Raw genomic sequence first — 24,599 nt, 5'->3', positions numbered from 1 at the left:
GTTTCTAAAACCTTACAGGCCTTAAAGCACGTCAGGGTAAAAGCCTTTCAGATAATTATCTGAAAGCTTTTTTCTTTTAAAAATTTATTAAATTATCTCATTAGGAATAATTATTTCAAACGTTTTCCTACCTACCAAATAAAATAGTTTATGCTTTAAATATTGGTCTCCCGGCTATTTATTTAGGGTTAATACGATTATAAGCCGTTATTTTGAGATAAGGTTTCAAAAATATTACTTACGGATATTTAAGGTTTGTTTTTATTAACCATATTTTAGTTTTTTGATAAAACGGTCTGTCAGATCGTAAACGATTAAGCGATAATCTAACCTAATATCCTGAAATGGAAAATTCCAGAAGAACATTTATTAAACAATCAGCAATATTTGCTGCAGCAACCTATGCGGGTACCATGGGTATGAGTGCTAAAAGTTATGGTCGTATCATTGGTGCAAATGATCGGGTGCGTGTTGGTGTTGTTGGATTTTCTGATCGTTTTAAAGATACGCTATTACCTTGTTTTTTGAACCATAATAAGGAGCTGAACTTTGATATCGTAGGTCTTTCTGATCTTTGGAATTACCGTAGAGATTTAGGAATTGCTCATTTAAAAGAAAAATTCGGCCATGATATAAAAGCATGCCGTAACAATGATGAACTTTATGCTACAAAGGATCTGGATGCTGTAATTATCAGCACTGCCGATTTTCAGCACGCATTACACACCATCGAAGCTGTAAAAGCCAATTGCGACGCTTATGTAGAAAAGCCTTTTGCTGAAACCATGGATGATGCTAAAGCCGCATTTAAAGCCGTTAAAGCAAGCAGACAAATTGTGCAGATTGGTTCGCAAAGAAGGAGTGGAGAAAACTATATCAATGCGGCAAAATTTATACAGGACGGAAAATTCGGGCCGATTACTGCCGTAGATCTGGTATGGAATGTAAACCAGCCTGGCAGATGGCGCAGACCAGATTTAGTAGCCAAATTAAAGGAAGAGGATATTGATTGGAAAAGGTTTTTGTTGAATCGCCCGAACGAAGCTTTTGATCCAAGAAAATATTTAGAATACCGTTTGTTCTGGCCTTACTCGTCGGGAATGCCCGGACAATGGATGAGCCACCAGATTGATACGGTACACTGGTTTACCAATTTAAAACATCCGCGAAGTGTGGTGGCCAATGGTGGAATTTATACCTGGAAAGATGGCCGGAGAAACTGGGATTCGATGGTAGCCGTATTTGACTACGGCCGGCCGGATACGACCGATGGTTTTCAGGTAACTTTTACTTCCAGGATGCAGAACAGCGTGGGCGATGTGGGTGAGGTTTATTACTCCAACGGAGGGGAACTGAACCTAATTACCAATAAAGTGTCGCCAAAAGGTGGTTTAAAAGATAGAGAAGCTGCTGCTATGGGCTTGAAGGCTAATCTATTGCCTGAATTTGATTTAAGCAAAACCGAAATTAAAGCCGCAACCGGTGCCAATATGGGCGGTGACGCCTTAACCTCTGGCCACATGCGCAACTGGATGGAATGTGTTCGAAGCCGTAAAACACCTAACGCCCCGGTTGAAGCGGGTTATTCACACTCTATTGCCAATATCATGACCAATGCTGCGGTGCGTACGGGCGCAAAAGCAGTTTTTGATGAAGGCAAGCAAGAAGTAATGGCAAACGGAAAAGTATTTAAATATTAAAAATATCGTCATAGCAAGGCACGAAGCAATCTGTTAGCAAAAAAGATTGCTTCCCCGAATGGTCAGGACAAGCTGTCCATTCTTCCTCGCAATAACGACTGGAAAAACTCTAACATGTTAAATTTAAAAAAATATAGTATTGTGGCGCTTTCGCTAATCAGTTTATCAGCAGCTGCACAAAAAGCAAAGCCATTATTTGACGGTAAAACGCTTACCGGCTGGAAGGCCGTTGCAGGCGCTGCACCGTATAAGGTTGAAGATGGCATGATTGTGGGAACCATGACGAAAGGCACGCCAAATTCATTTTTGATCACCGAAAAAGAATATGGCGATTTCATTTTAGAGCTAGATGTGAAACTGGAAGGCGAAACCACCAACTCAGGTGTGCAAACGCGTAGCCATATTAAACCCGAAGGGAATGGCGGTAAAGGATTGGTTTTTGGCAGGCAGGTAGAAATAGACCCTACACCGCGGGCATGGACAGGCGGAATTTACGACGAAGCGAGAAGGTTATGGCTTTATCCATTGGAACTTAACCCCTCTGCAAAACCATTATATAAAAAGGATGAATTTAACCATTACAGAATAGAATGCATTGGTAACGAAACCAAAACCTGGGTAAATGGAACGCCCGTTGCTTATGTGATTGATACATTGGATAAATCTGGCTTTATTGGTTTACAGGTTCATGGTATTGGAAATAATCTTGAAAATGATGGTAAGAAAGTTTATTTCAAGAACATCAATATTCAAACAGAGGGGTTAAAAACTAAAGCTTTTCCAAAAGGCATTTATACGGTTAACTTAACGCCTAATACTTTATCTGCTTACGAAAAATCGGAAGGATATAAGCTGTTATTTGATGGTAAAAGCAATGCTGGCTGGATTGGTGCCTATAAAACTGCTTTTCCTGCCCAAGGATGGAAAATTGCCGATGGTGTGATCAGTGTGGAACCTTCAGGTGGCGCAGAATCAACAAATGGTGGCGATATAGTAACCAAAGATGAATACGCCGCTTTTGATTTATCGTTCGAATTTAAGCTGACGCCAGGTGCCAATAGCGGCGTGAAATATTTTGTTACGCTAAGTGAAAAGAATACAGGTTCAGCCATTGGTCTGGAATACCAGGTTTTAGATGATGTATTACACCCTGACGCTAAATTAGGTCGAGATGGAAACCGCACATTGTCCTCTTTATACGATTTGATTACGGCTAAAAAAGAGCCCCGTTTCTTACGGCCAATCGGTAGCTGGAACAATGGCCGTGTGGTAGTTTATCCTAATAACAAAGTAGAACATTATTTAAATGGCGTGAAGGTTCTGGAATATGCCCGTGGCTCGGCAGAATTTAAAAAACTGGTTGCCATTAGTAAATATAAAGATTGGAAAAATTTTGGTGAAGCACCGAAAGGGCACATCCTACTGCAGGATCATGGCAATAAAGTAGATTTCAGAACCATTAAAATCAAGAATTTATAGGTTTTTGATTTGAAAACAGATGTTAAGTTCAATACGACGGCCTGTATTCCCGCTTACGCTAGGCTTTGGGTAGCTAGTTCACCCATGAGCACTAACACAAGTTAATTAGCCCAGACATAAGCGGAAATACTTTTTGTTGCAGTTTCCGATAATAAGGTAATTACCTGGAACAAAAAGATTGTAGCATTGGCGGGACTAGACGTTAATAGCAGCAGTAATTGGCGCTCCAAACCATCATTTTTAAAAAATAAAACATTAACATATCATGCATCGTCGATCTTTTGTTAAAACATCTGCTTTAGTAGGCTCTGGTTTATTTTTGGGCCACCAGGGTTTTGCCAATTTAATGGCTGACGAAATTATTAATGTGGCTATGATTGGTTGTGGCGATCGAGGTAAAGGTGTTTTATCGGTAATTAAATCCATGCCTACGAAGTATAGAATTAAAGCCTATTGCGATCTGCTCGATTTTCGACTTAGGGAAACTGAAAAATATGTCCCTGCTGATGCCAAGGCTATGAAAGATTATCGAAAAATTTTAGATGATAAAACAATACATGCAGTTTTTATCGCCACGCCTTTAAGCGAGCATTTCGGCATTGCAAAAGATGCTGTACTGGCCAATAAACATGTGTATGTAGAAAAAACCATGACTTACAGTATCAGCCAGGCTCTAGAACTTAAGAAACTGGTTGAAAAACATCATAAGCAGGTTTTTCAGGTGGGCTATCAGTATCGCTATTCGCCCTTGTATTTTAAGGTAAAAGAGATGATCCAGAGTGGCTACTTGGGTAAGGTTAGTCAGATCGATTGCCGTTGGGACCGTAACGGTAACTGGCGCAGGGCTGTTCCTGATCCGGCTTTAGAGCGCAAAATCAACTGGAGAATGTATAAGGAATATTCTGGTGGATTAGCTGCCGAACTGCTCTCGCACCAGATCGATTTTATCAATTGGGCTTTTGAAACCCAACCTGATGAAATTATGGGCTCGGGGGGAATAGATGTTTTTAAGGATGGTCGCGAAACTTATGATAACATTCAGGCGATATTGCGTTATCAAGAAAAAGGTATGATTGGCAACTTTGGGGCCACTTGCGGCAACGCACATGATGGTTACCTGTTTAAAATAAAAGGTACGAAAGGTTCAGTTTCTTTGTTAACCAATACGGGCTTGTTTTATCCCGAAGCAAGTACCAAAAAAGAATTGGGTATTGTTGATGGCGTAACGGGGGCGACAAAAATAGTAGTTAATAAAGACGGCGGAATTCCTATTCTTGATCAGCCCACCATAGACGGTACAAATTATGCGCTCGATGAATTTTATAAATCGATCACTACAAAGACACAACCGGCATCCAATATCAATACAGGAACACAGGCCGCTATATGCGTGGCCATGTGTAACGAAGCCATTTATAGCGGCAATAAACAGGTTTGGAAGAAAGGCTATAGTGTTTAGATTAACGCTCCTTTCATTCTGGACGATTGAAGAATCTTTTCTATTGGGAGATGCTACAACGATCATAGAGAAAGATTATTCTACTTTTGTTTAGTTGATGCAATTAAACATCGGTAGACGAAACGCCAACCGATAGATGAAAGTTAAATTTTGATAATTAGGCGGACGCGTCGTGCTAATTCTTGATGTTTTGTTTCTTGTTTGATATTTGGAAACGAACGGTATGAAGTTCTTGGCAGTTTTCGTACCGCTTTCGCTTATAGTCCAGCGCTGTGGGCCATTCCGCTCCTCCGATAGCAATCGGATCGGGTTTAGGAATAAAGTTTTGCGCATGTTCAACCTCTGATTTGAAATGCTGTTTTGACCACTTAGTCCTGCCATATAGTAAGTATAAGCTTATACGGCTGTTATATTTCTCATATGGTCTGATATATTGGAAAATGAGCATTAGGTAGTTTTCTGGCAATTACGGATTAGTTGCGTTTTACTCTGTCTTCGTAGTAAACAATGGTATATGCATACTTTACCCCTAGAATGAAATACTGTATTGGACATTCAGCCTGGCTGGAGCTTTACCCTGCAGCAACCTGGAACGAGGCAGAGAAGCAGAAACGGGAGGGAATTTAGTGTTTTGTAACAGCCCTGCGCTCCAATTAATAAAGATATTTTTACCCTTTTTCTTTAACAGAAAAAAATTATTCAGAAGTGGTCTGTGAGACACAGACCATGGGATTAGAAAAACGGGAAGCAACTTTGTACTTTGCGTTATGATTGCGCATCATCAATAAAATAATTCATCCTTTATCCGTATCTGAATAAAACGAAAAAACGTTTAGGAGTGGTCTGTGGAGACACAAACCAATGGATTAGGATTTCCGGAAGTAAACCTACCAATCCAACTTTAACAAAGCTACCCCCTGTCTGGCCAATTCCATTTCGAAAGCACCACTGCCGGTATTAAATTTTGAGGGTTTACCCATCATTTTAAGTTGGCCAGATTTTTCCAATGTTGCAATTTGTTTGGCATCAGGAGTTTGTGGTGAACCCATTTTTTTCCATTCCGTGTAAGAATTGCTGTTTTCAGTATCTATAAGGTATTGGGTGACAGTTACTGTTTTTACAGGTAATTGATTGAACGAGATGGAAACAGCATCTTTTTTACCTGTTTTATCCTCATCATGGTAATTCCATACCATAACAGCAGCTGTTCTTTCTGCTTTGCTGGCTAAAACACCAATATCTGTTTGCGTTTTTCTGATACTTGAATCCAAAATGGAATTTAAATGATACATATGATCGCTGATGGCTTCCACACGGTTTCCTTTCATTTGGCCAAACATCCTGAATACATTTAAAACAGGTTTATCTACTCCGTTGGTCGCTAAATCGCGGAATCCTGCAAACCAAGGCTGGCTTTCAAATTCGAACGACCAGGTAACAGCCCCCAGGAGATTGATGTTATATTGATCTGTAAGTTCATAAAGTCTGGCAAAAGAAGCTGCGGTATAACTCGAATACATGGTGCCGTTGCGGTAGGCATTTTCCGGATTGGTACTCATGCCACAGGCTGCACAACCTTCTGGATCAGATTCGCCAATTATTACCGGAATATTTTTAAGCTGGGGATACTTACGAATAATCTTATAATTGGCATCAATATTACGGAGCTGCGCCCTAATACTCATTACTACTGTACCATCAATCACCCGTGGCGATCCTTTAGCATGGAACAATACCGCATCTAAAGGCGAACCGATTTTGCCGGTGACATGATTCGTATCTGTTAAACAATGTTTAATAAAAGCGTCTAAATACTTTGTGCCACCACCTGTTACGTTGGCACCGCCAATTTTTGCAGTAGGTAAGGCCCGTTTCAGCCCATCGGCAGCGTAATCATAAAGTTTAAAAAAATCGGCTTGCGTACCTCTCCAATAAGCGCCATCTGGCTCATTCCATACTTCCCAATACCAGCTTTCTACCTCGGCCTTTCCGTAACGTTCTACACAATGTTTAACCCATTCGTATACCAGATTGCCCCATTTTTTATAATCTTTTGGTGGGTAGGCCCAACCGGTTAAAATTTCATCGTATGGTGCGCCAGGTTTCCATTTATGTTGGTATGGAAGAGGTTTGGTAGATAATGCCTCGGGCATAAAACCTATTTGTGCCAAAGGTTTTATGCCTCTTTTTACATAAGTATCAAAAATCTGGTCGACAATTTTCCAGTTATAAACAGGGTTGCCCTGTGCATCTTCGGTGTAGGCATTGGTTGATCCCCACTTTAAGGCAGGGGTGCCATCTCCCGAGGTAAGCAAATTATGGGCACGTACATACACTGGAACCGGACTTAATTTTGAGATCTCGGTGAGCAATTTCTGGCCGTCTTTCATATAGGTATAATTTGGTTCATCATAACCAAACCAGGCCCATATCGGTTTCATAGGTGCTATATTTTTGTCGAAATTAACCTCAATGTTAGTTTTTGACTGAGCGTTTGCAACATAAGTAAAAACGGATAAACTAATGAAAAGGTAAACGTTTTTTAAGAGGTTCATATGTATGTTTTATAATTCTGTCGGGGTATAATGGAAGCTCAACATATAAATTAAATAAAAAATAATGATATTCATCATGTTGCCCGCGAACAAATTCAAATAATCGTCCTCCCAAATCTGTTCGTAGCTTTCAGTATGGCTATACAGACTATCATTGGAAAAGAGTCTGCGACTAGTTCTTGTCAATTGAGTTTGAAACTCCACCTTACAATTGAATACGTCGAGAAGCTGCATTTAACTCTACGGACAGTTTATGGATTATTCCGCTGCAAACCCAGCTGCAAAAGAAAAAAGGACAGACCATCCGGTACTGCCCTTTTACATCATTAACTAAAATTAAATTCAATATTTTTATTCCTATCTGTTAGTGAAAAGCTTTTAAACCACTCACTAAGAATTTTTTATAATTAGCGATTTCATAATCAGCACCTTGTGGTGGTGCCAATAGCGCTTCAGTTTTTGGATCCAGCAGTACATAAGATGGCTGCGAATTAGACTGGAATTTTCTGGCTTGCAGGTCGCTCCATTTTTTGCCAATGGTGGTGAGTTTTTTTCCTTCGGGTGTGACCGTTACATCAGCAGGAGCCAGCTCGGTTTTATCATCTACATATAGCTGGATCAATACATAATCATTGCTGAGCATCTTATATACATCTTTATCCGGCCAAACATTGGCTTCCATTTTCCTGCAGTTTACACAGGCGTGGCCGGTAAAGTCGATCATTACCGGTTTGTTCAGCTTTTTCGCTGCAGCCAGGCCTTCATTATAATCGAAATAAACATTCAGTTTTAACGGCGCATGGAATTTGTCTGCATATTTATGCGGGCCATCAGTTGTTGCGGACTGTTTTCCGCCTAATACACTGGTGGTATACAAATCAAAATCCTGTGTTTCCTGCGGTGGAAGAAAAGCAGAAATACTTCTTAACGGCGCCCCCCACATTCCTGGAATTAAGTAAATGGTAAAAGCCAATACTATAGTGGCGAGAAAAAGCCTCGGTACGGAGATAAATGCCAATGGACTATCATGCGAAAACTTTAGTTTACCCAAAAGATAAATGCCCATCATCCCGAAAATAACAATCCAAAGACTTAAGAAGATTTCACGGTCAAACCATTCCCAATGATAGGCCAGATCTACATTGCTTAGGAATTTTAAGGCAAAAGCAAGCTCAAGAAAACCGAGCACAACCTTAACACTGTTTAACCAACCGCCAGATTTTGGCAGTTTGTTCATGGCAGAAGGAAATAGCGCAAATAGGGCAAATGGAATTGCCAGGGCTAATGAAAAGCCAAACATGCCAATCGCTGGGCCTAACAAAGCACCGGTTGTAGCCGCCTGTACCAACAGGGTACCTATAATAGGACCAGTGCAGGAAAAGGATACCAAGGCCAGCGTTCCGGCCATAAAAAATAACCCTGCCACACCACCTTTGTCCGAATTGGCATCCATTTTATTTACCCATGATGAGGGTAGTGTAATTTCGAAAGCCCCTAAAAAAGAAGCTGCGAAAGCAACAAGCAATAGGAAGAAAAAGAAATTAAAGATCCCATTGGTAGATAAACTGTTTAGGGCATCGGCACCAAAAATTATGGTAACCAGAAGACCTAGTACCACATAAATGAGGATAATAAAAAAACCATACAGTGCTGCCCGTTGAAAAGCTTTTCCTTTTTCTGAACCTTTGGTAAAAAAACTGACCGTAAGCGGCAACATGGGGAAGATGCAAGGCATCAACAGGGCCGCTAAACCGCCAACAAAGCCTGCGATAAAAATGCCCCACAAGGTCTTATGTTCTTCTGTTGATGGTGCAGCAGCTTGATTAACGGTAGCGGGTACTGCGACTGACGTTTTAACAACCGTATCAGTTGCTTTGATGCTGCTGTCAGCCGCTTCAGGCTTAATTTCAGTAAATGTAAGATCATCCGTACCTGTGCTGTCCTGTGCATATCCGTTAAGGGATATGGCACCACAGAACAGCAAACCGAGACAGATTTTTTTTAAGGATTTCATATGCTTGGTTACGCTATTATTTTACAGGAATACTAAAGTCAACCTGTTCTGGTGGCAAACATTGTTTGTCATCGCATACCATAAATTCTACACTGCCTTTAACAGTCGCGGTTTTACCTTTCAACTTTATTTTTTGTTGAAAAACTACCGATTTTTCGAAGTAGCTCACCTCCATTTTGAAAGTAGGTTCGAATTTGGTTATCGCTTTTGGCTCGATTGTTTTTCCAACCAGGGTATAAGCAGCAGCTGTTGGAAAGGTAAAGGTTGTTTTAACAGGACCTCCATCTTTAACAAATTGCGAGTAGAGGTGCCAACCTTGGTCTACAGTGGCTTTAATAAAAACAGTAGCCGTATTTGGGCCAGTTTTTTTTGCAGCGTAACTCCAGGTTACGGGTTTTAAAATCTGGCTGTATGCGCTAAGGTTGATCAGGCATACGGCACATAATAAAAAAATGATTTTTTTCATGTTGTGGTTATTGATTATGGTTTAGTGTAATCTGCTAAAGGCCTGGTAATCCAGAAATTCGACTTCGGGGGTAATGTATCCTGTTTTAACTGGTTCCTGCTTCATTAAATCGGTACTTAAATATTTTTTATTGCTATCAGAAAAGATGGTCACTACGCAGCTTTTAAGTCCCATTTTTTGCTGCTGTTTGATGGCACCTATCACATTTGCCCCTGATGATATACCTACAGCTAAACCCAATTTTTCAGCTAGTTTTTGCGCCATCAGTATGGCATCGCCATCGTTTACCTGTATCACTTCATCCAGTTCGCTCAGTTTAACAATTTCGGGAATGAACTCATCAGAAATGCCCTGGATTCTGTGGCTGCCTACTTTATAGCCTGTAGTTAACGTTGGCGATTCTGCAGGCTCGAGCGGGTGTATCTTGATATCAGCATTTTGCTTTTTTAAAAAATTACCTACACCCATGATGGTTCCTCCGGTGCCTACGCCGGCAACAAAAGCATCGGGCGATATATTTTTCAATTGTAATTGCCCCCAGATTTCCTTTCCTGTAGTATGCTCGTGTGCTTCTGGATTGGCAATATTTTCGAATTGTTTTGGTAAAAAGATATTCGGATCTTTTGCAGCCATTTCTTCTGCAAGTTTAATACTACCGATAAATCCGCCCTCTTCTTTGGTCACCAAAATAATTTCAGCACCTAAACTTCTAATAATATCCATGCGCTCTTTGCTCAGCCAGTTAGGCATAATGATGGTTACCGGATGGCCTAATGCTCTGCCTATGGCGGCAAATGCAATACCGGTGTTGCCACTTGTAGCCTCAACAATGCGGTCGCCAGCTTTGATTTTACTTTCCGAATAAGCTTTCTTCAGGGTGTAAAGGGCCATCCTGTCTTTAATGCTGCCAGTTAGGTTGTAGTGTTCGCATTTAACATAGATTTTACCCATACTTCCCTGATAAGTATAAGTAAGCTCCAGCATCGGGGTATTGCCAACCAAGAGTGATAAATGTTCAAATTTTCCCATTTTGGAAGATGTTAGTTCATTAGCTGTTAATGCTTTCATGGAGATTTTTCTAAATCAATTAAAGTAAATTTTTAATTAATTAAATTTCGGTAAAACTCCATATTATTCTTATTTGTGTCAATACAAGTTAGTTTTTTCAGAAATTTTCTGTTATTTTTAGTTTTTATTAAGCTTTATTTCATTTTAGGCTGATTTTTTTAAGGTTCATTATATTTTTTTTCATTCATAAGCATATATGGTACACGGAGATTTGGATCAGGTTGATATCGAAATATTAAAATTGTTGCAGCATGATGCCGCCTTAACTCATAAAGAGATAGCCTTGAAGCTGCATAAATCGATAGCAACCATACATGAACGGATCAGGAGATTAAAGGAACAGGGTTATATTAAAAGAATAGTGGCGATTCTTGATCGGAAAAAGATGAATAGAAACCTGATTGCTTTTTCGCATGTATTGCTAAAAGAGCATACTGCTAAAACCCTGATCGAATTTGAAACCGAGGTTTCGAAGTTTGGGGAGGTAATGGAATGCCTGCAAATGACGGGAGCGCACGATTTTATTCTCCGTATTGCCACTAAAGATATGGATGCCTATCACGAGTTTTTACGCAATAAATTGGCTACACTGCCTAATATCACGACTGTTCAGAGCTATTTTGTGCTTTCCGAGCCGAAGAGTGAAACTGCTTATCCGTTGTAGTGTTGGTTCATTAGTCATTAGTTCATAGGCTTTATTTTCTCCTTAAAGCCATCATCATTTCGAGCGGAGTGCAACGCAGCCGAGAACCCGAAGGCTCTGCGAAGCAAAATCTATCAAGAGAGATTTATCTGCCTAGCGTTCGAGACTGTGCTTTAGTTGTTGGAATGACGACATTTTCTATCGAAGTGTATCATTGATAATTGAGTGCAATGCAGCTAAAATCTTAATAAATAGATTTCTCCCGGCCCGCACAGGCAGGCATTTCGCCGCCGAGAAAAACGGCCGGCTCCAGTCGAAATGAGGATTTTATTCATGAAAATCCGAAGAAATTATAGACACAGTTTCATTAACATGTTAATTATTGAACCTTTTCAAATTAAAAATTGTGGCACCAATAATGATTATGGTTATCAATGATACCGAAAGCATATTTATCCATATCGCTGGAAACTGTTGACGGTTAAATTTTTCCAGTTTATAATCTCTGATATCCGTATCATCGACGGGTTGATTGAGAAAGATGGCCGGATAAAAATGTAAGCGGATCTGCTCGTGGTATTTTCTAACCGCCTGCTGAAACTCAAGATGTGTATCAAGATCTGATCCCGCTATTTTATTTACACCAAGCTGTGTTTGTATAGTGGGAAAGAAAAAGGCAACAATATTGGTAAAATATTGTCTGCTAGCCAGTTTTTTTTCGATTGCCAATCTACTTAACAAGGCCTGGTCATCGCCCATTTGCTGCATGGCATAATACCAATACCAGCTAAAGGTTTTCTTTTCAGGGAAAGGATATTTCTTTAGTTCTGGATAGTGTTTGAAAAAGGGTTTCATGGTGACGTCTTTGGCCATATCCCATTTCTCAAGGTAACCTTCGCGTTGGTTAATTACATTTTGCAACGCTTCAGGTATCGGATATTTCCGCGTTAGCAAAAGATTAAACGAGGCAGGAATGACGATACAAATAAGCACCCACACGGCTATTAGTGCCGATGCGTTAAAATTAGAAGATTTGCCTAAAGAGATCAAGAAAAAGGAAACCGCAAACCAAAAACTGAGGTAAAGTAAAATGAGTGCGGTGACAGAAAGGAAAGTTAAATTTAGCGGAAGTGCTAAATAAAGCATCGCTACAAATAATAGCAACAATGCTACACTGAAAATCACCACAATCCTGACTAAAAATTTTTGCCAGATAACCTGGAAAGATTGGTTGGTTTGTGCCTTTAAAAGTGACCAGATTCCACTTTCTTTTTGCTCTGAAAGGAGATTGTACGTAAAGGCAATAATAACCAATGGAAACAAAAAGATAAATATAAAACTCAGATCCATATTGCCCAAAAGCAGGCTAACCGGGTTATTGATATCGGTATCATAAAGCTGGCCCTCAAGACCCAACATGGTTACCGAAATTAAGTAAGGGTTTATATCGCGCTGTCCATTGGCAAAAGCCGCCCAGTGATCGGGTGCATTTGCGAGTGTAAACTTATTGTGATAAAATAACAGGCCAATATCTTCACCAAAATGATCAATATTATTAAGGGTGTTTTTCTTTTGCAATTTTGCTGCTTTTTCAATTACAGCCTCTTGCTTGGCAATGAAAGTTTTGCCGAAATATAGGGCAGCAAAACCTGTTATCAGGAGCACAAAAATCCCAATCCATGAAGAACTGCTTCTAAAAAACAATTTAAATTCGAGTTGATATCTATTCTTTTTCATGCGTGTTGCTATATCGTTTTAATCCATTTGCTTGAATATTGAAGCAAGATAACCGTAACCAATAACCAGAAAGTTAAGGCACTTAATGCCAATAACTCATTCGACAAAACAGTATTTAATTTTTTGAAATGATAGTTGAAATCGGGTTGTTCAGCCCAGTTGGCCTTACTAATGGCCGGCGGTTTTTCTTCATCACCTGGTTTTATGTTGCTGATCTTCTCAATTTGTAGCTTATTCATTTTTTGAGCGAGTTGATAGCGGTAAGTTTCTGCCTGTTGCTGAAAATCGACGTAGGTATTAAAATCAGATGCGGTTAAGGCCATCGAAATATTTTTCAGCGACAAATAAGGATTTAAGAAACCCGTAATGGTAGTTAGGCTGTTCTGTTTTTTAAAAATTTTGTTCAGTTCGTCCTGATGCTTAGTGTAAATTTTCGAGGTAATTTTTTCACCCTCGGCCATAATGTAGCCACCATAGTTGAAAGGCAGTTTTTTAACATCATCCACAGCGTAGGCTTTCAGGAGTGAATCTTTAATGGCCGCATAATGAGGATCGTTTGGATCATGGCTATCGCCCTGCTGATGAACTTCAGTAGCAATGGCATCGGCAAATTCTATTTTGGATGGTGAAGGATGGATTTTTACCCCAACCGCCTGGGTAATGCGTGGCATAATCACCAAAAAAAATATCCAGCAGGCAAGCAAGGTAATTAAGGCCGATTTGGAACTGTGGGCAAAGGCAGAAATCAAAACCGTAATGGCTGACATCACGAAAAAATAAATGGCGTAAGTCAAAACCAGTAGAACTAGGCGTAAGGCTGAATCCATACTGATTTGCCAATGACTTAAAGATGCCCATAATAAAGTGATAAGCACTATAAGCGGAATAAATATGGAAAGACATATACCGATAATGCCGATGGTTTTGCCCCAAAGGAGTTGTTTCCAGCTTACATCCTGGCACAACAGGATTTTTAAGGTGCTCGATTCACGTTCAGCCGATATACTGTTGTAACCCAAAAAGAAAATGAGTAAAGGCACCATCAATTGTAATACCATGGCTACACTGATCTCGCCAAAGCTTAACATGCCGTTTGTAAAACCTGCTTCGCTAAAATTAACGGTGTTCTGTTTATGTGCCTCTAAAAAAATAGATACCCCTGCAAAACTTTCTATGCCAAAATCGAAGAAACTAAGTTCATGTTTTTCACGAAAGGCGAGATAACCATAGTGCGCCATCCGGTGGGGATGTTTATCTGGTTTGGCTAACCATTGTGCCCTTACCAGCGTCTTATAATGAAGCCGTTGATTATTTTGCATTTTAAAGTTTTGCCAACCCACATAAGTAGCCAAAAAGAGCGATAGGCCCAATAAAAGCGTCAAGCCGAAGGTGGCGCCATTGTTAAAGGCGGCTTTAAACGTTTGTTTTGCAATAGTGCTTATTCTACCCGACATTATATTCTATAGTTTACGTTAAACATTACATTTCTTGGCGTGCCCGGGAAAAGGCGTAAGTAGTTTTGCGCACCTACCCAATAGGTTTTATTTAAAATGTTGTTTACATTTAAGGCCAGCTGCACCTTTGATCCTGCTGGCGAATAATAAACTGCAGCATCAACCAGGGTATAGGCAGGTAGCGTAAAATCCCTGATGTACAATGGCAGTTTAGTGCCGCTATATTGTAAACCTGTACCAAAACCAAGGCCTTTCAACTTTTGCGTTTCAAAATTATAGCGTGTCCATAAACTGGCACTATGTTTTGGCGTATTCTGCACGCGCTGACCAATCAAAGCGGGATTGAAATCATCCATAATAATAGCATCTATATAACTGTAACCAGCATTAAACTGCCAATTCCAGCTGATAAAACCTGATGCTTCAAATTCGAAACCTCGGCTGCGCTGTGCGCCACGTTCAATTAAACGGTTCACATCCAGAGGATCATTCGCATTCATCAAGAGGTTTTTCTGTTTAATTTCAAAAACCGAAACATTAACCATTAAACTTTTATTCAACCATTCTGATTTTGCACCCATTTCTTTTAAATCACTTGTTAAGGGTTTAAAGTTTGCGCCTGCAGGTGGTGGAATAATGACCAGGGTTGAAGTATTACCCTGTGGTTGATAACCCTGTAAGTAAGTTGTATAAAGGTTAATGTTCGAAGTCACGGCATAGGTTAGTCCGATTCTAGGCAAAAGCTTCTGCTGATCGACCTTCTTTTCAGTTGACAGTTTGTAATTGCTGTAATCTTCATACCACTCCTGTCTTAGTCCAAGGGTCAATGTAAGTTTATCGTAATTGATCTGATCCTGAAAATAAACAGCATTAACTAAATTATAGGCCGGCGGGATTTCAGTTTTAGTGAAAATGTAATCGTTTAAATTTTTAATCGTGTAACTTGGGTTGGCCAGGTTAAAATGCTCTACATTAGGTACGGGTGCATTTACACCATTTACCATTTTAAATAAATAAAGGTCTTTTTTTGTAGGATCATATCTGTTTGCAATGGTGCCATCTTTTAAGCGGTAACCCTGTGCTGCATTTTCCCCGCCACCACGCAGCTTCGCGGTATTGATCCGATCATAGCCGATTACCATTTTGTGATTTAAGCTAAAAGTATTTGCGTTTATACTAAAATAGGTACTCAAATTATCGGTACGCCAATTTTGCTGACGCTGAACTGCCCGCATAGCCGCAAGGGTAGGTATGGGTTGATTATTTTCATCAACGCCAAAAGCATTGGTGGTACGATGCTCTAAAAGATCTTCGTTCCAGTTTTGCTTCATGTAAGCCATATTAAATACAATATCCTGATTAAAACGATGAGAAAAATTGCTCATCAGCATTAAATCCTGACTGTTAAATCGATCGTTGCTGGCGCCCATGTTAAAGCTGATCGGTGTACTTTCTAAGTCGGTTTGCCCGGCAATGGCACCAAAAATCGCCTGGCCGCGGTCCAACCTGGAGTTGCTGTTGTTCATCACCACCTCAACATTTAAGCTGGTACGACCATTTGGGATATAGGAAAAAGAGGGGGCAATCATATAGCCCTTTCTGTATTGCAGGTCTCTGAAGCTTTTGCTGTCTTCATAGCCAAGATTCAGCCGGTAAAGCAATGTTTTATCTGCATTTAATGGACCTGTAAAATCCAATGCACCACGTATCGTGCTAAAACTTCCAGCTGAGACGCTGATCTCTTTTCGATCCTCTGCAAGGGGCTTTTTCGTTACCAGGTTAATACTTCCCCCAGGGTCTACACTCGAAAAAGTAGCACTCGCCGGACCTTTTATCACCTCGATCCGTTCGAGGTTATTGGTTAATGGTTGGTTAAAATAAAATTGGCGGGTACGCATACCGTTGATAATCGCACCTTCTTCGTTTTGGTTGATTCCCCTGATGGAGAATTGGTTATAATAACTGCTTTGCGATACACTGGTTACGTTTTTAATGGCGTCAGCTAATACGGCTGCCTGCCTATCGGCAATCAATTCTTTCGATACAGAAGAAATGGCCTGTGGAATGTCTTTGTTTAAAGTGGCCGTCTTTGTGGCTGAAAAGGAATAATTGCCATAATATTTCTTGCCATTGGTGCCCACCACTTCCACCGTTTGCAGTTCTTCGTTCGAAGCTTGCAATACAATGGCATCAAGATTTAAATCAACAGTTTGATTGATAGGGTATAAGCGGCTAAAACTGCTAAAACCAATGGCACTAACAGTGACTGCGTAATTTGCCGGCTTAGGTAGGATAAGCGAGAAATTCCCTAAAGAATCGCTCATTGTATTCAATTGATCTTTACCATTTCTAAATTTAATGGTGGCTTTGTAAATGCTTTCACTTTCCGCATTGATCACTTTTCCGCTTACTTTAATCTGAGCAATGGCTTGAATACTTAATAGATTGAGCAAAAAGAGTAAACAGACTACTACGGCATCAGAAAGTGCCTTATATTTTGGGTACATTAAAATGGGTTTGATTTTATTATATGGTTTGTAAATATAATTCCTGTAGGTCGGTTGCGTTGATCTCGCTTGCCTTAAGGGTATGGATCAATTCGCCCTGTTTCATAATGCCGATGTGCGAACCTACATTTACGGCATTAAAAATATCATGCGTTGCCATTAAGATTGATTTACCTTCGGCAGCCAATTGTTTAACCAATGTTGTAAACTCTGCTGTTGCTTTTGGATCTAAGCCACTGGTGGGCTCATCCATTAAAATAATTTTCGCATTTTTAGCCAAGGCAATTGCAATACCTACTTTTTGACGCATCCCCTTACTAAAACCAGATAGGCGCTTGTGGTGAGCCGATTCTTGTAAACCGCATTGATTTAAAAAATTGGTTAAGCTTTTAGTCTCATAATTAAAACCTGCCAGTTTCGAAAAGTAATCAAGGTTTTCCATGGCCGAAAGGTTACCATAAAGCATTACTACTTCAGGTATATAGGCCAGGTGTTTGCGGCGTTCGTGATCATGCGCACCCAGTTCCTTACCATCAATTAAAATTTTACCGGCGCTTGGTTCAATAAAACCGAGAAATAAATTAATGGTAGTTGTTTTACCTGCGCCATTTTGGCCTAAAAGGCAAAAAACTTCGCCAGCGTTAACAGTTAAATTAAGTTGGTTTAGAGCCTGATAAGCTCCGTAATTTTTAGATAATGAAATAGCTTGAAGCATAAATATATAGAAAATGTAGGTACATGCCGTATACAGCTGCGAATTAAACAAAATAAATTTGCCGAATGACTTATTAAACCTGCTTTTGAGGTTAGGCCATCAAATTTGGTGGCCCTTTATTACTAAAAGATAAAATGTAAGCAATAGGTTGCTTTATCAGGTAAACACAGGGCTTAATACCTGGTTTATTTAGGGGTAAAAGATATACAAGCGGTACAGGGTGATCAAAAAGGTGCGATTGGTGTTTCACCACTTCGCAGAGTTTACAGGTTAACTTAGCCGAAACCTGTTGTACACTATATTTTGAATGTGATGTCTGGTGTGAGGTCTCTCTCGCGGCGTGGTGGTGAAGACTTTCTATCAGCGTTGCGTTGAGGAACACCGCCAATAACAATACCGCCCATATTTGGGTAAAAATTTCACGGCGATATTTACTCTTTGCATGATTCAATGCAACAAAGTTACATTTAAAAAATTAAAATCAAACCTTTTATTAATCCGAACTCGATTAATGACATGTCTTTAAAGATCTTGGGCAGATATTTTCAACTTAGTATCGTCGTCCTGAATTTATTTTTCTGTGGTGTCTGGTGTTTCTATCTGACATGAAAACGGTTAAGAGAGTTTAAAATTAAAAGAAAGAATTTTCTCTGCATCGTCACCCTGAACCGAGCCTTAGCGAGCTCACCGAAGGTAATTTATCTCAGGGTCTCTAATTGTGGTTTCTGATGTTTCCATCTGACAGTAATACCACTTAAAACTCAGAGAAAAAAGATTCCATGAACCACTTCATCATTTCACTTGATACTTCAACTTAACCTTAAGTTAATATGTACGTTCTTTCTTTGTTCTGCATTGCCTGATAATTGCTTTAACATGATTAAACACATTACTATACTGATATTTTTTCTTTTTTTCATCTCCAACATAAATGCAGGGGAAGACAGATTTGAATCGATTATTGCGTTGAATCAAAAAGATCCAACTGTGGCACTGGCCCGATTAAAAAAAATATACGCCAAAGCTATAGACGATAATGACGAGCTATTAGAAGGCAAATGTTTGCAGCAGATGGGCAAGATCTGTTATACACAAGGCCATTTCAGTCAGTCTTTAGAGTTTTTTTTAAAAGCAGATAAAATATTCGGTAATACCGATCAACCACAGTTAATGGCCGCCAACCTTAACGATGCCGGTGTGCTTTACTATTATATGAAGCAGAAAGATAAGGCTATGTATAGCTATAGTAGAGCCATTGGCATATATAAAAGACTGAATAATTTGAGAGGTCAGATAACCGTTTTAGGTAATATTGGGCAATTATACGAAAAAAGGCAGCTTTATGATAGTGCGTTTTATTATCAAAAGATGGCTTTAAAAATAAACGAAAAGCTCAACGATAAAAGTACGGCTGCAAAAATACACGAAAACCTGGGTAGTATCTATGAAGATCTGGAGCGTTATGATTCTGCATATGTACACTTTAAACAGTCACTGGATTTATATCAGAAAGATCATGATAAACTGGGGAGTATTGAGGTCATTAATAACCTAGGCGATATTTTGCGTAAAACCGGGCATTACAGGGAAAGTATTGTGCAAACTCAAACCGCGCTAAAACTTGCCGAAAAGATGGGTAATATTTATCAGTTAAGTTCTTGCTGCAGAGATTTAGGCAAGGCCTATGAGTTATTGAACAATATGGATAGCGCCTACCACTATGTAAAACTTGGGTATAAATATACCATTGATCTGTATTCAGTGGATGGCGCCAGGCAGGCGGCATTTTTGCAGGTGCTTTATGATATCAATAAAAAATCGGATGAGATTATTAAACTGAAAAATGACCGGAAGGTAAACCGTATTGTTGCTTTTTCTTCTACCATCGTGGTGATCTTGATGGTTGTTTTAAGCTTTGTTATTTTCAGCAGGCAACGTTTAAAGTTAAAAGATCAGCAGATGCTGGCAAGGCAGCAGGCAATAGAACACGAGATGACCAGCCTCGAGCTTAAAAATCTCCAACTTGAAGAGCAAAATCTGAAACAATTGCTGGAGGTTAAAACCAGGGAGCTATCTACCCACACTTTAAATCTGATTAAGCATAACCAGTTTTTAGAAAATTTAAGAAGTACGCTACAAACTATGGTTAAAGAGGATAAACGCGATCAGAAAAAGCAAATGAACCAGATCCTCACCGAAATTAATCAGAGCTTTAATCACGAACGCAATTGGAAAGAATTTACTGTTGCTTTCGAACAGGTGCACCATCAATTTCTCGAAAGTCTTAAAAAATATAGCCATGAGCTTACCTCAGCAGATATGCGCTTGATTGCACTATTAAAAATGAATCTCGATTCTGGCGATATTGCAACCTTGCTCGGTATATCAACTGATAGCTTAAGAGTATCGAGATATAGGTTGAGAAAAAAACTAAATCTAGCTCAAGGCGATAATTTATCAGCATTTATTCAGGCGTTATAACCGTTACATCAGGTTTAATATTCACGTCGTTTTTGACACTTATAGGGCTTAACAATTTGTTAATGTAACGGTAATAAAAGCATAACGGCGCTTTTTGTTGTGTTTAATTAATTGAAATTCATTTATTTGCGATTTTGTGTTGCCTTTTGATATATGCCGGTTGTAACGTTGTTGCCTTTATGTAACCTCAATAATTTCTTTGTGTAACATGGTGTACACACCTTTGCCTGTCGATAATAAAAAGACATGACCAAACACAATGAATAAACTATTACAAATTCTGTTTTTACTTCTTTTTTGTGCGGGCACCGTTCACGCCACAAAATTGAAAGGCCACGTTTACGATAAGCAAACTGGCGAGGCCATTGTTGGTGCAACAGTGGTTTTGGAAAACCCGAGACGCGTAACCAATACCGGATTAGATGGTACTTTCGAATTTAAGGACGTAAAAGCAGGCGCTGCTAAAATCAGTGTAAGCTACATTACCTACAGAACCATAGTAAAAACCTTTGTGATCCTGAAAGAAGATAACGATCACTTAAAGTTCTACATGGAGAGCGATTCAAAAAGTCTTGACGATATCACTATTAAATCAAATGCAGTTAGTTCTACTGATCAGGGAGCAAGACGTTTAGAAAAAAATGCACCACAACTGATGAACATCGTATCTGGCCGGGCGATTGAAATTTCACCGGATTTAACGGTTGCGAATGTGATGCAGCGTATTTCAGGGGTGTCTATAGAGCGCAATAGCAATGGCGATGGGCAATATGCCATATTAAGAGGAATGGATAAACGCTATAATTATACTTTGGTAAACGGTGTTAAAATCCCAAGTCCCGATAATAAATACCGTTACGTTCCGCTCGATCTTTTTCCTGCTGATCTGCTCGACCGTTTAGAGGTTTATAAAACCCTTACGCCAAATTTAGAGGGCGATGCGATTGGCGGGGCGATTAATATGGTGATGAAAAATGCACCAGGCCAACTGCAGGTAGATGCCAACGTTTCTGCCGGGTACAGTCAATTGTTTTTCGACCGTAAGTTTACCAGTTACAATGCTTCAGGTATTCATTATAAATCGCCTTACGAAGTAAACGGGAAAAACTATAATGCTACGCAAAACGATTTTACCAAAGGAACACTTGATTATAAGTTCAAAAATCCTGCTCCTAATTTAATCGGAAGTTTATCTTTAAGTAAACGCTTTTTAGATAATAAATTAGGCGTGGTAATAGCAGGAAGTTATCAAAATACCTATCGCGGCAGCAACAGTACGTTTTATAATAATTCGGTAGTTGGTACAGATGCCTATGCCACCATTACCAGTAAAAGTTACCGTGAATTTTCTGAACAGCAACAGCGTACCGGTTTGCATGCAAAGCTTGATTATGTTTTGAACAAAGACCATCAGATCAGTTTTTACAATGTGTATGTTAACCTGAAAAACCAGCAGGTTAGAGATGCCGTAACCACTACGTATAATAAGGATTATGATCCGATAGCAGGAAATGCACAACTGGTTTTTGATACCCGAAGCCGTTTAACAGAGCAACAGATTTATAATTCTACGCTGCATGGCGACCATAAATTTTTGGATAATAAATTTAAGATACAGTGGTCGGCTGTTTATTCTTCAGCCAAAAACGATGTGCCTGAAAATACCAGTATCAGCCTGAATGGCCTGGAGCAGAATTTTCAGCGCAAACGCACCAGTTTAGTCAATACCAACCCGGTTACCCGCAGATGGGAGCGTAATACCGATGAGGATTTAGCAGGTTACCTGGATTTGACCTACCATATTTTAGCTGGCGAAAATAAACTGGATGTTATGGCTGGAGGTTTATACCGCGATAAAAAAAGGAGCAGCTTCTTTAATAATTATAACATGGCCCAGGGAGCAGATCATGCAAATGATATTTATGGCGTAAATTTCCAAAACTATACCGACTTGAATTTGGTAGTCAGCAATCCAACAGGTGCGGTAGCCAATTCGCTTACCTACGATGCGACCGAGCAAACCACTTCTGGTTATGGAATGTTTAAATATACTTCCGCTAAATTGGAAGTAATTGGTGGAGCAAGAGTAGAGCATACCAATCAGGGTTATCATCTTCTTTTTGCAGCAGGAGAATCTTTTCCAAAAGGAAATCAGATTTATACAGACGTATTACCGAGTTTGACTGCAAAATACTTTTTAACTGAAAAAGCGCAGTTACATGCATCTTATTACAAAGCACTTAACCGCCCCGGCTTTTACGAAATTGTACCCGGAAAAGTAGTTAATGAAGAATTTCAGGAACGTGGTAATCCAAACCTACAACGTGCATTGGCCGATAACTTCGATTTAAGATATGAACTTTTTCCTGGCGCTTCCGAGCAATTATTAGTTGGTGCTTTCTATAAAAGAATAAAAAATCCAATTGAATATACTTTTCAGGCTGATGCTGTTCGCGGTCAGGATATTTATTATAGTCCAGGGAACTTTGGCACGGCCAAAAACTTTGGCGCAGAAGTGGATTATATCAAGTATTTTAGTAAAATAGGGGTAAAGGCCAATTACACTTACACCCATTCGCGCATTACCACCACGAAGACCACCAGGGTGATCAATAGCACTAACGGCGATACGGAGCCTGCGAATGTTAACCAGGAGCGTCCGCTTTATGGTCAGTCTGCGCACATTGCCAACCTTTCTATATTGTTTAAAGACACTAAAAAAGGCTGGGATGCTCAGGTTGCTGGTGCTTACACGGGCCCACGCATCAACACTGTTTCACAATTCTTAAATAACGATTTGTGGCAGGAAGGATTTATACAGGTAGATGCCTCTGCCGAAAAGCGTTTCAAAGGTGGAATCAGTGTTTTTATAAAAGCCAATAACATTCTAAATACCCCAACTAAATTATTTATAAAAGGTACAAATCCTGCAAATAACGATATCAAAGAAGATTTGGTTAAAAATGGAAATACCTTGATTAGGAGCGATTATTATGGCCAAAATTATCTTATTGGCTTTAGGTATAAATTTAATTAATAGTATTTAAGAACACAAAGACATGAAATCAAATCAGATTTTTACATTATTAATCCTTGTTGTAATGGCTCTGGCAGGATGTGAAAAAGCCAATATAGATGTGGATACCACTGCTGTTGATGGCTCAGCAATTGGTGAGGTTTCCGGAGTTTGGGCAAAAGGAAGTACACAGGTAATAAAAGGTGACATTGTTATCCCGGAAGGGAAAACGCTAACGATTGAAGAAGGGGTAACGGTGCTGATGGATACGGTTGCCAAACCAGAAATTGTGATAAAAGGCAATCTGTATGCGCTTGGAACTGCAGAAAATCCAATCAGGTTTACGGTAAATGAATTTTATAAAACCGCATCAAAAAAATTCGGAAAGCTTTGGGGCGGTCTTTTGGCCGGACCAACTTGTGAGGAGCTGGTACTTGATCATGTTATCCTCGAATATGGTGGATCTACAACTTCAGATGCATCAACCTCGGTTAAAATGGGGCTTTATAAAGCCAAAGCGGGAGAAAACCTACCTGCACTCTGGTTTTCCAACGCCAATGGCAAATTAGTCGTTCAGAATAGCATCTTCAGAAACCTCCAGGAGGATTGTACTTACATTGAGGGCGGAAAAATTATTTTTGCCAATAATGTGTTTTACACCACGGGTGTAACCGGAGGAGAGGCCATGAACTTTAAATCGGGCTGTTTAGCAGATATCGCCTATAATTTAGTTTATAGTACGAATACCAACGCATTAAAATTATCGAATACAGGAGATAAAACGCCACAAACCTATATTATTGCTTATAACAATACCATGGTAAATACAGGTTGGAGAAGACCAACGGCCAAAGGTGGATCCATCTGGTTGGAAAGCACCGTGCGTGCCGATCTGTACAATAACCTGTTTGCCAATACCCGTTTTGGCGTGAAAAGAGATCCGAAAAAGCCTGAAGATAGCCGTTCAGCTTACAGCAATAACTGGTATTATGGTTTTGATCAAACTACTGTAAATCAGTTTCAGCCAACGGGCGATATTGTGGGTGGTAAAAACGATGTGATCAGTAAGGTTGCCGGTACAAATGATCCTAAATTTGTGAATTATCCCCTAAATACGTCGGTTACCAATGCCGATTTCAATACCGTATGGGATTTTCACCTCCAGGGTAACTCGCCGGCTTTAGGTAATGGCATTACCAATTTTAACCGTCATCACAAAGCTGGCATTGTAATGAAAAATGGAATTACCTATGTCTCACCTTCACCATCTACATTTGTGGGTGCATACGGAACTAAAATATAAAA

At 39.7% G+C, this 24,599-nt stretch carries 16 protein-coding genes; 7 read left to right on the top strand and 9 right to left on the bottom strand.

What is annotated here, in order from left to right; all coding sequences use genetic code 11:
- Nucleotides 1-344: 344 nt before the first annotated feature.
- From PGN18_RS14590 to PGN18_RS14580, 3 genes are all read left to right on the top strand, one after another.
- Nucleotides 345-1,700 carry a Gfo/Idh/MocA family protein gene (locus PGN18_RS14590; RefSeq protein ID WP_335320284.1) on the top strand — a complete coding sequence of 452 codons (1,356 nt, stop codon included), beginning with the start codon at nt 345-347 and terminating at the stop codon, nt 1,698-1,700.
- A 114-nt stretch (nt 1,701-1,814) separates the two neighbouring features.
- On the top strand, nt 1,815-3,179 hold the full coding sequence (locus PGN18_RS14585; RefSeq protein WP_335320283.1) for a 3-keto-disaccharide hydrolase: 1,365 nt from the start codon (nt 1,815-1,817) through the stop codon (nt 3,177-3,179).
- Between the two features lie 265 nt (nt 3,180-3,444).
- Nucleotides 3,445-4,638, top strand: coding sequence for a Gfo/Idh/MocA family protein (locus tag PGN18_RS14580; protein WP_335320282.1), 1,194 nt, complete (start codon nt 3,445-3,447; stop codon nt 4,636-4,638).
- 887 nt (nt 4,639-5,525) lie between these two features.
- Here the strand turns inward: PGN18_RS14580 and PGN18_RS14575 are convergent.
- From PGN18_RS14575 to PGN18_RS14560, 4 genes are all read right to left on the bottom strand, one after another.
- Nucleotides 5,526-7,193 (bottom strand): GH39 family glycosyl hydrolase, encoded by a 1,668-nt coding sequence (locus PGN18_RS14575; RefSeq protein WP_335320281.1) that lies wholly within the window; start codon nt 7,191-7,193, stop codon nt 5,526-5,528.
- Nucleotides 7,194-7,557: 364 nt separating this feature from the next.
- The gene (locus PGN18_RS14570) at nt 7,558-9,207 is read right to left on the bottom strand and encodes a protein-disulfide reductase DsbD family protein (RefSeq protein ID WP_335320280.1); all 1,650 of its coding nucleotides are present in this window, start codon (nt 9,205-9,207) and stop codon (nt 7,558-7,560) included.
- A gap of 16 nt (nt 9,208-9,223) precedes the next feature.
- Entirely contained in the window at nt 9,224-9,673 is a 450-nt protein-coding gene (locus tag PGN18_RS14565) for a protein-disulfide reductase DsbD domain-containing protein (protein ID WP_335320279.1), read from the bottom strand.
- A gap of 21 nt (nt 9,674-9,694) precedes the next feature.
- Nucleotides 9,695-10,741 carry a PLP-dependent cysteine synthase family protein gene (locus tag PGN18_RS14560; RefSeq protein ID WP_335320278.1) on the bottom strand — a complete coding sequence of 349 codons (1,047 nt, stop codon included), beginning with the start codon at nt 10,739-10,741 and terminating at the stop codon, nt 9,695-9,697.
- Between the two features lie 196 nt (nt 10,742-10,937).
- On the opposite strand from PGN18_RS14560, the gene PGN18_RS14555 reads away from it, so the two are divergent.
- Nucleotides 10,938-11,405 carry an Lrp/AsnC family transcriptional regulator gene (locus tag PGN18_RS14555; RefSeq protein WP_335320277.1) on the top strand — a complete coding sequence of 156 codons (468 nt, stop codon included), beginning with the start codon at nt 10,938-10,940 and terminating at the stop codon, nt 11,403-11,405.
- A gap of 354 nt (nt 11,406-11,759) precedes the next feature.
- Here PGN18_RS14555 and PGN18_RS14550 read toward each other — a convergent pair whose 3' ends face one another.
- The 5 genes from PGN18_RS14550 to PGN18_RS14530 all read right to left on the bottom strand — a co-directional run bounded on the left by PGN18_RS14550 (nt 11,760) and on the right by PGN18_RS14530 (nt 18,248).
- Complete coding sequence (locus PGN18_RS14550) at nt 11,760-13,121, bottom strand: DUF3526 domain-containing protein (protein ID WP_335320276.1); 1,362 nt, start codon at nt 13,119-13,121, stop codon at nt 11,760-11,762.
- 8 nt (nt 13,122-13,129) lie between these two features.
- A complete protein-coding gene (locus PGN18_RS14545; RefSeq protein WP_335320275.1) occupies nt 13,130-14,575 on the bottom strand; it encodes an ABC transporter permease in 1,446 nt (481 codons plus the stop codon).
- Nucleotides 14,575-17,082 (bottom strand): TonB-dependent receptor, encoded by a 2,508-nt coding sequence (locus PGN18_RS14540; protein WP_335320274.1) that lies wholly within the window; start codon nt 17,080-17,082, stop codon nt 14,575-14,577. Before PGN18_RS14540 ends, PGN18_RS14545 begins: the two co-directional genes overlap by 1 nt.
- Before the next feature lie 19 nt (nt 17,083-17,101).
- Nucleotides 17,102-17,797, bottom strand: a complete 696-nt coding sequence (locus tag PGN18_RS14535) for an ABC transporter ATP-binding protein (RefSeq protein WP_335320273.1) — start codon at nt 17,795-17,797, stop codon at nt 17,102-17,104.
- Between the two features lie 91 nt (nt 17,798-17,888).
- Entirely contained in the window at nt 17,889-18,248 is a 360-nt protein-coding gene (locus PGN18_RS14530; protein WP_335320271.1) for a hypothetical protein, read from the bottom strand.
- A 425-nt stretch (nt 18,249-18,673) separates the two neighbouring features.
- Here PGN18_RS14530 and PGN18_RS14525 point away from each other — a divergent pair, with 425 nt between their 5' ends.
- The 3 genes from PGN18_RS14525 to PGN18_RS14515 all read left to right on the top strand — a co-directional run bounded on the left by PGN18_RS14525 (nt 18,674) and on the right by PGN18_RS14515 (nt 24,597).
- On the top strand, nt 18,674-20,278 hold the full coding sequence (locus PGN18_RS14525) for a tetratricopeptide repeat protein (RefSeq protein ID WP_335320269.1): 1,605 nt from the start codon (nt 18,674-18,676) through the stop codon (nt 20,276-20,278).
- A gap of 259 nt (nt 20,279-20,537) precedes the next feature.
- Nucleotides 20,538-23,315 carry a TonB-dependent receptor gene (locus PGN18_RS14520; protein WP_335320268.1) on the top strand — a complete coding sequence of 926 codons (2,778 nt, stop codon included), beginning with the start codon at nt 20,538-20,540 and terminating at the stop codon, nt 23,313-23,315.
- A gap of 22 nt (nt 23,316-23,337) precedes the next feature.
- Nucleotides 23,338-24,597: a right-handed parallel beta-helix repeat-containing protein gene (locus PGN18_RS14515; protein WP_335320267.1), complete on the top strand. Its 1,260-nt coding sequence runs from the start codon at nt 23,338-23,340 to the stop codon at nt 24,595-24,597.
- Nucleotides 24,598-24,599 lie beyond the last annotated feature (2 nt).

The sequence above is a fragment of the Pedobacter terrae genome (assembly GCF_036946585.1).
Taxonomy (GTDB): Bacteria; Bacteroidota; Bacteroidia; order Sphingobacteriales; family Sphingobacteriaceae; genus Pedobacter; species Pedobacter terrae_C.
The sequence above is the reverse complement of the archived record's forward strand: the minus strand, read 5'-3'. Positions and strand labels throughout refer to the sequence as shown.

Bases quoted from the DNA above. Each gene is read 5' to 3' on its own strand.
- PGN18_RS14590 (WP_335320284.1), top strand. From the start codon at position 345: ATGGAAAATTCCAGAAGAACATTTATTAAACAATCAGCAATATTTGCT.
- PGN18_RS14535 (WP_335320273.1), bottom strand. From the start codon at position 17,797: ATGCTTCAAGCTATTTCATTATCTAAAAATTACGGAGCTTATCAGGCT.
- PGN18_RS14545 (WP_335320275.1), bottom strand. From the start codon at position 14,575: ATGTCGGGTAGAATAAGCACTATTGCAAAACAAACGTTTAAAGCCGCC.
- PGN18_RS14565 (WP_335320279.1), bottom strand. From the start codon at position 9,673: ATGAAAAAAATCATTTTTTTATTATGTGCCGTATGCCTGATCAACCTT.
- PGN18_RS14580 (WP_335320282.1), top strand. From the start codon at position 3,445: ATGCATCGTCGATCTTTTGTTAAAACATCTGCTTTAGTAGGCTCTGGT.
- PGN18_RS14550 (WP_335320276.1), bottom strand. From the start codon at position 13,121: ATGAAAAAGAATAGATATCAACTCGAATTTAAATTGTTTTTTAGAAGC.
- PGN18_RS14570 (WP_335320280.1), bottom strand. From the start codon at position 9,207: ATGAAATCCTTAAAAAAAATCTGTCTCGGTTTGCTGTTCTGTGGTGCC.
- PGN18_RS14515 (WP_335320267.1), top strand. From the start codon at position 23,338: ATGAAATCAAATCAGATTTTTACATTATTAATCCTTGTTGTAATGGCT.
- PGN18_RS14540 (WP_335320274.1), bottom strand. From the start codon at position 17,082: ATGTACCCAAAATATAAGGCACTTTCTGATGCCGTAGTAGTCTGTTTA.
- PGN18_RS14525 (WP_335320269.1), top strand. From the start codon at position 18,674: ATGATTAAACACATTACTATACTGATATTTTTTCTTTTTTTCATCTCC.
- PGN18_RS14575 (WP_335320281.1), bottom strand. From the start codon at position 7,193: ATGAACCTCTTAAAAAACGTTTACCTTTTCATTAGTTTATCCGTTTTT.
- PGN18_RS14585 (WP_335320283.1), top strand. From the start codon at position 1,815: ATGTTAAATTTAAAAAAATATAGTATTGTGGCGCTTTCGCTAATCAGT.
- PGN18_RS14555 (WP_335320277.1), top strand. From the start codon at position 10,938: ATGGTACACGGAGATTTGGATCAGGTTGATATCGAAATATTAAAATTG.
- PGN18_RS14560 (WP_335320278.1), bottom strand. From the start codon at position 10,741: ATGAAAGCATTAACAGCTAATGAACTAACATCTTCCAAAATGGGAAAA.
- PGN18_RS14520 (WP_335320268.1), top strand. From the start codon at position 20,538: ATGAATAAACTATTACAAATTCTGTTTTTACTTCTTTTTTGTGCGGGC.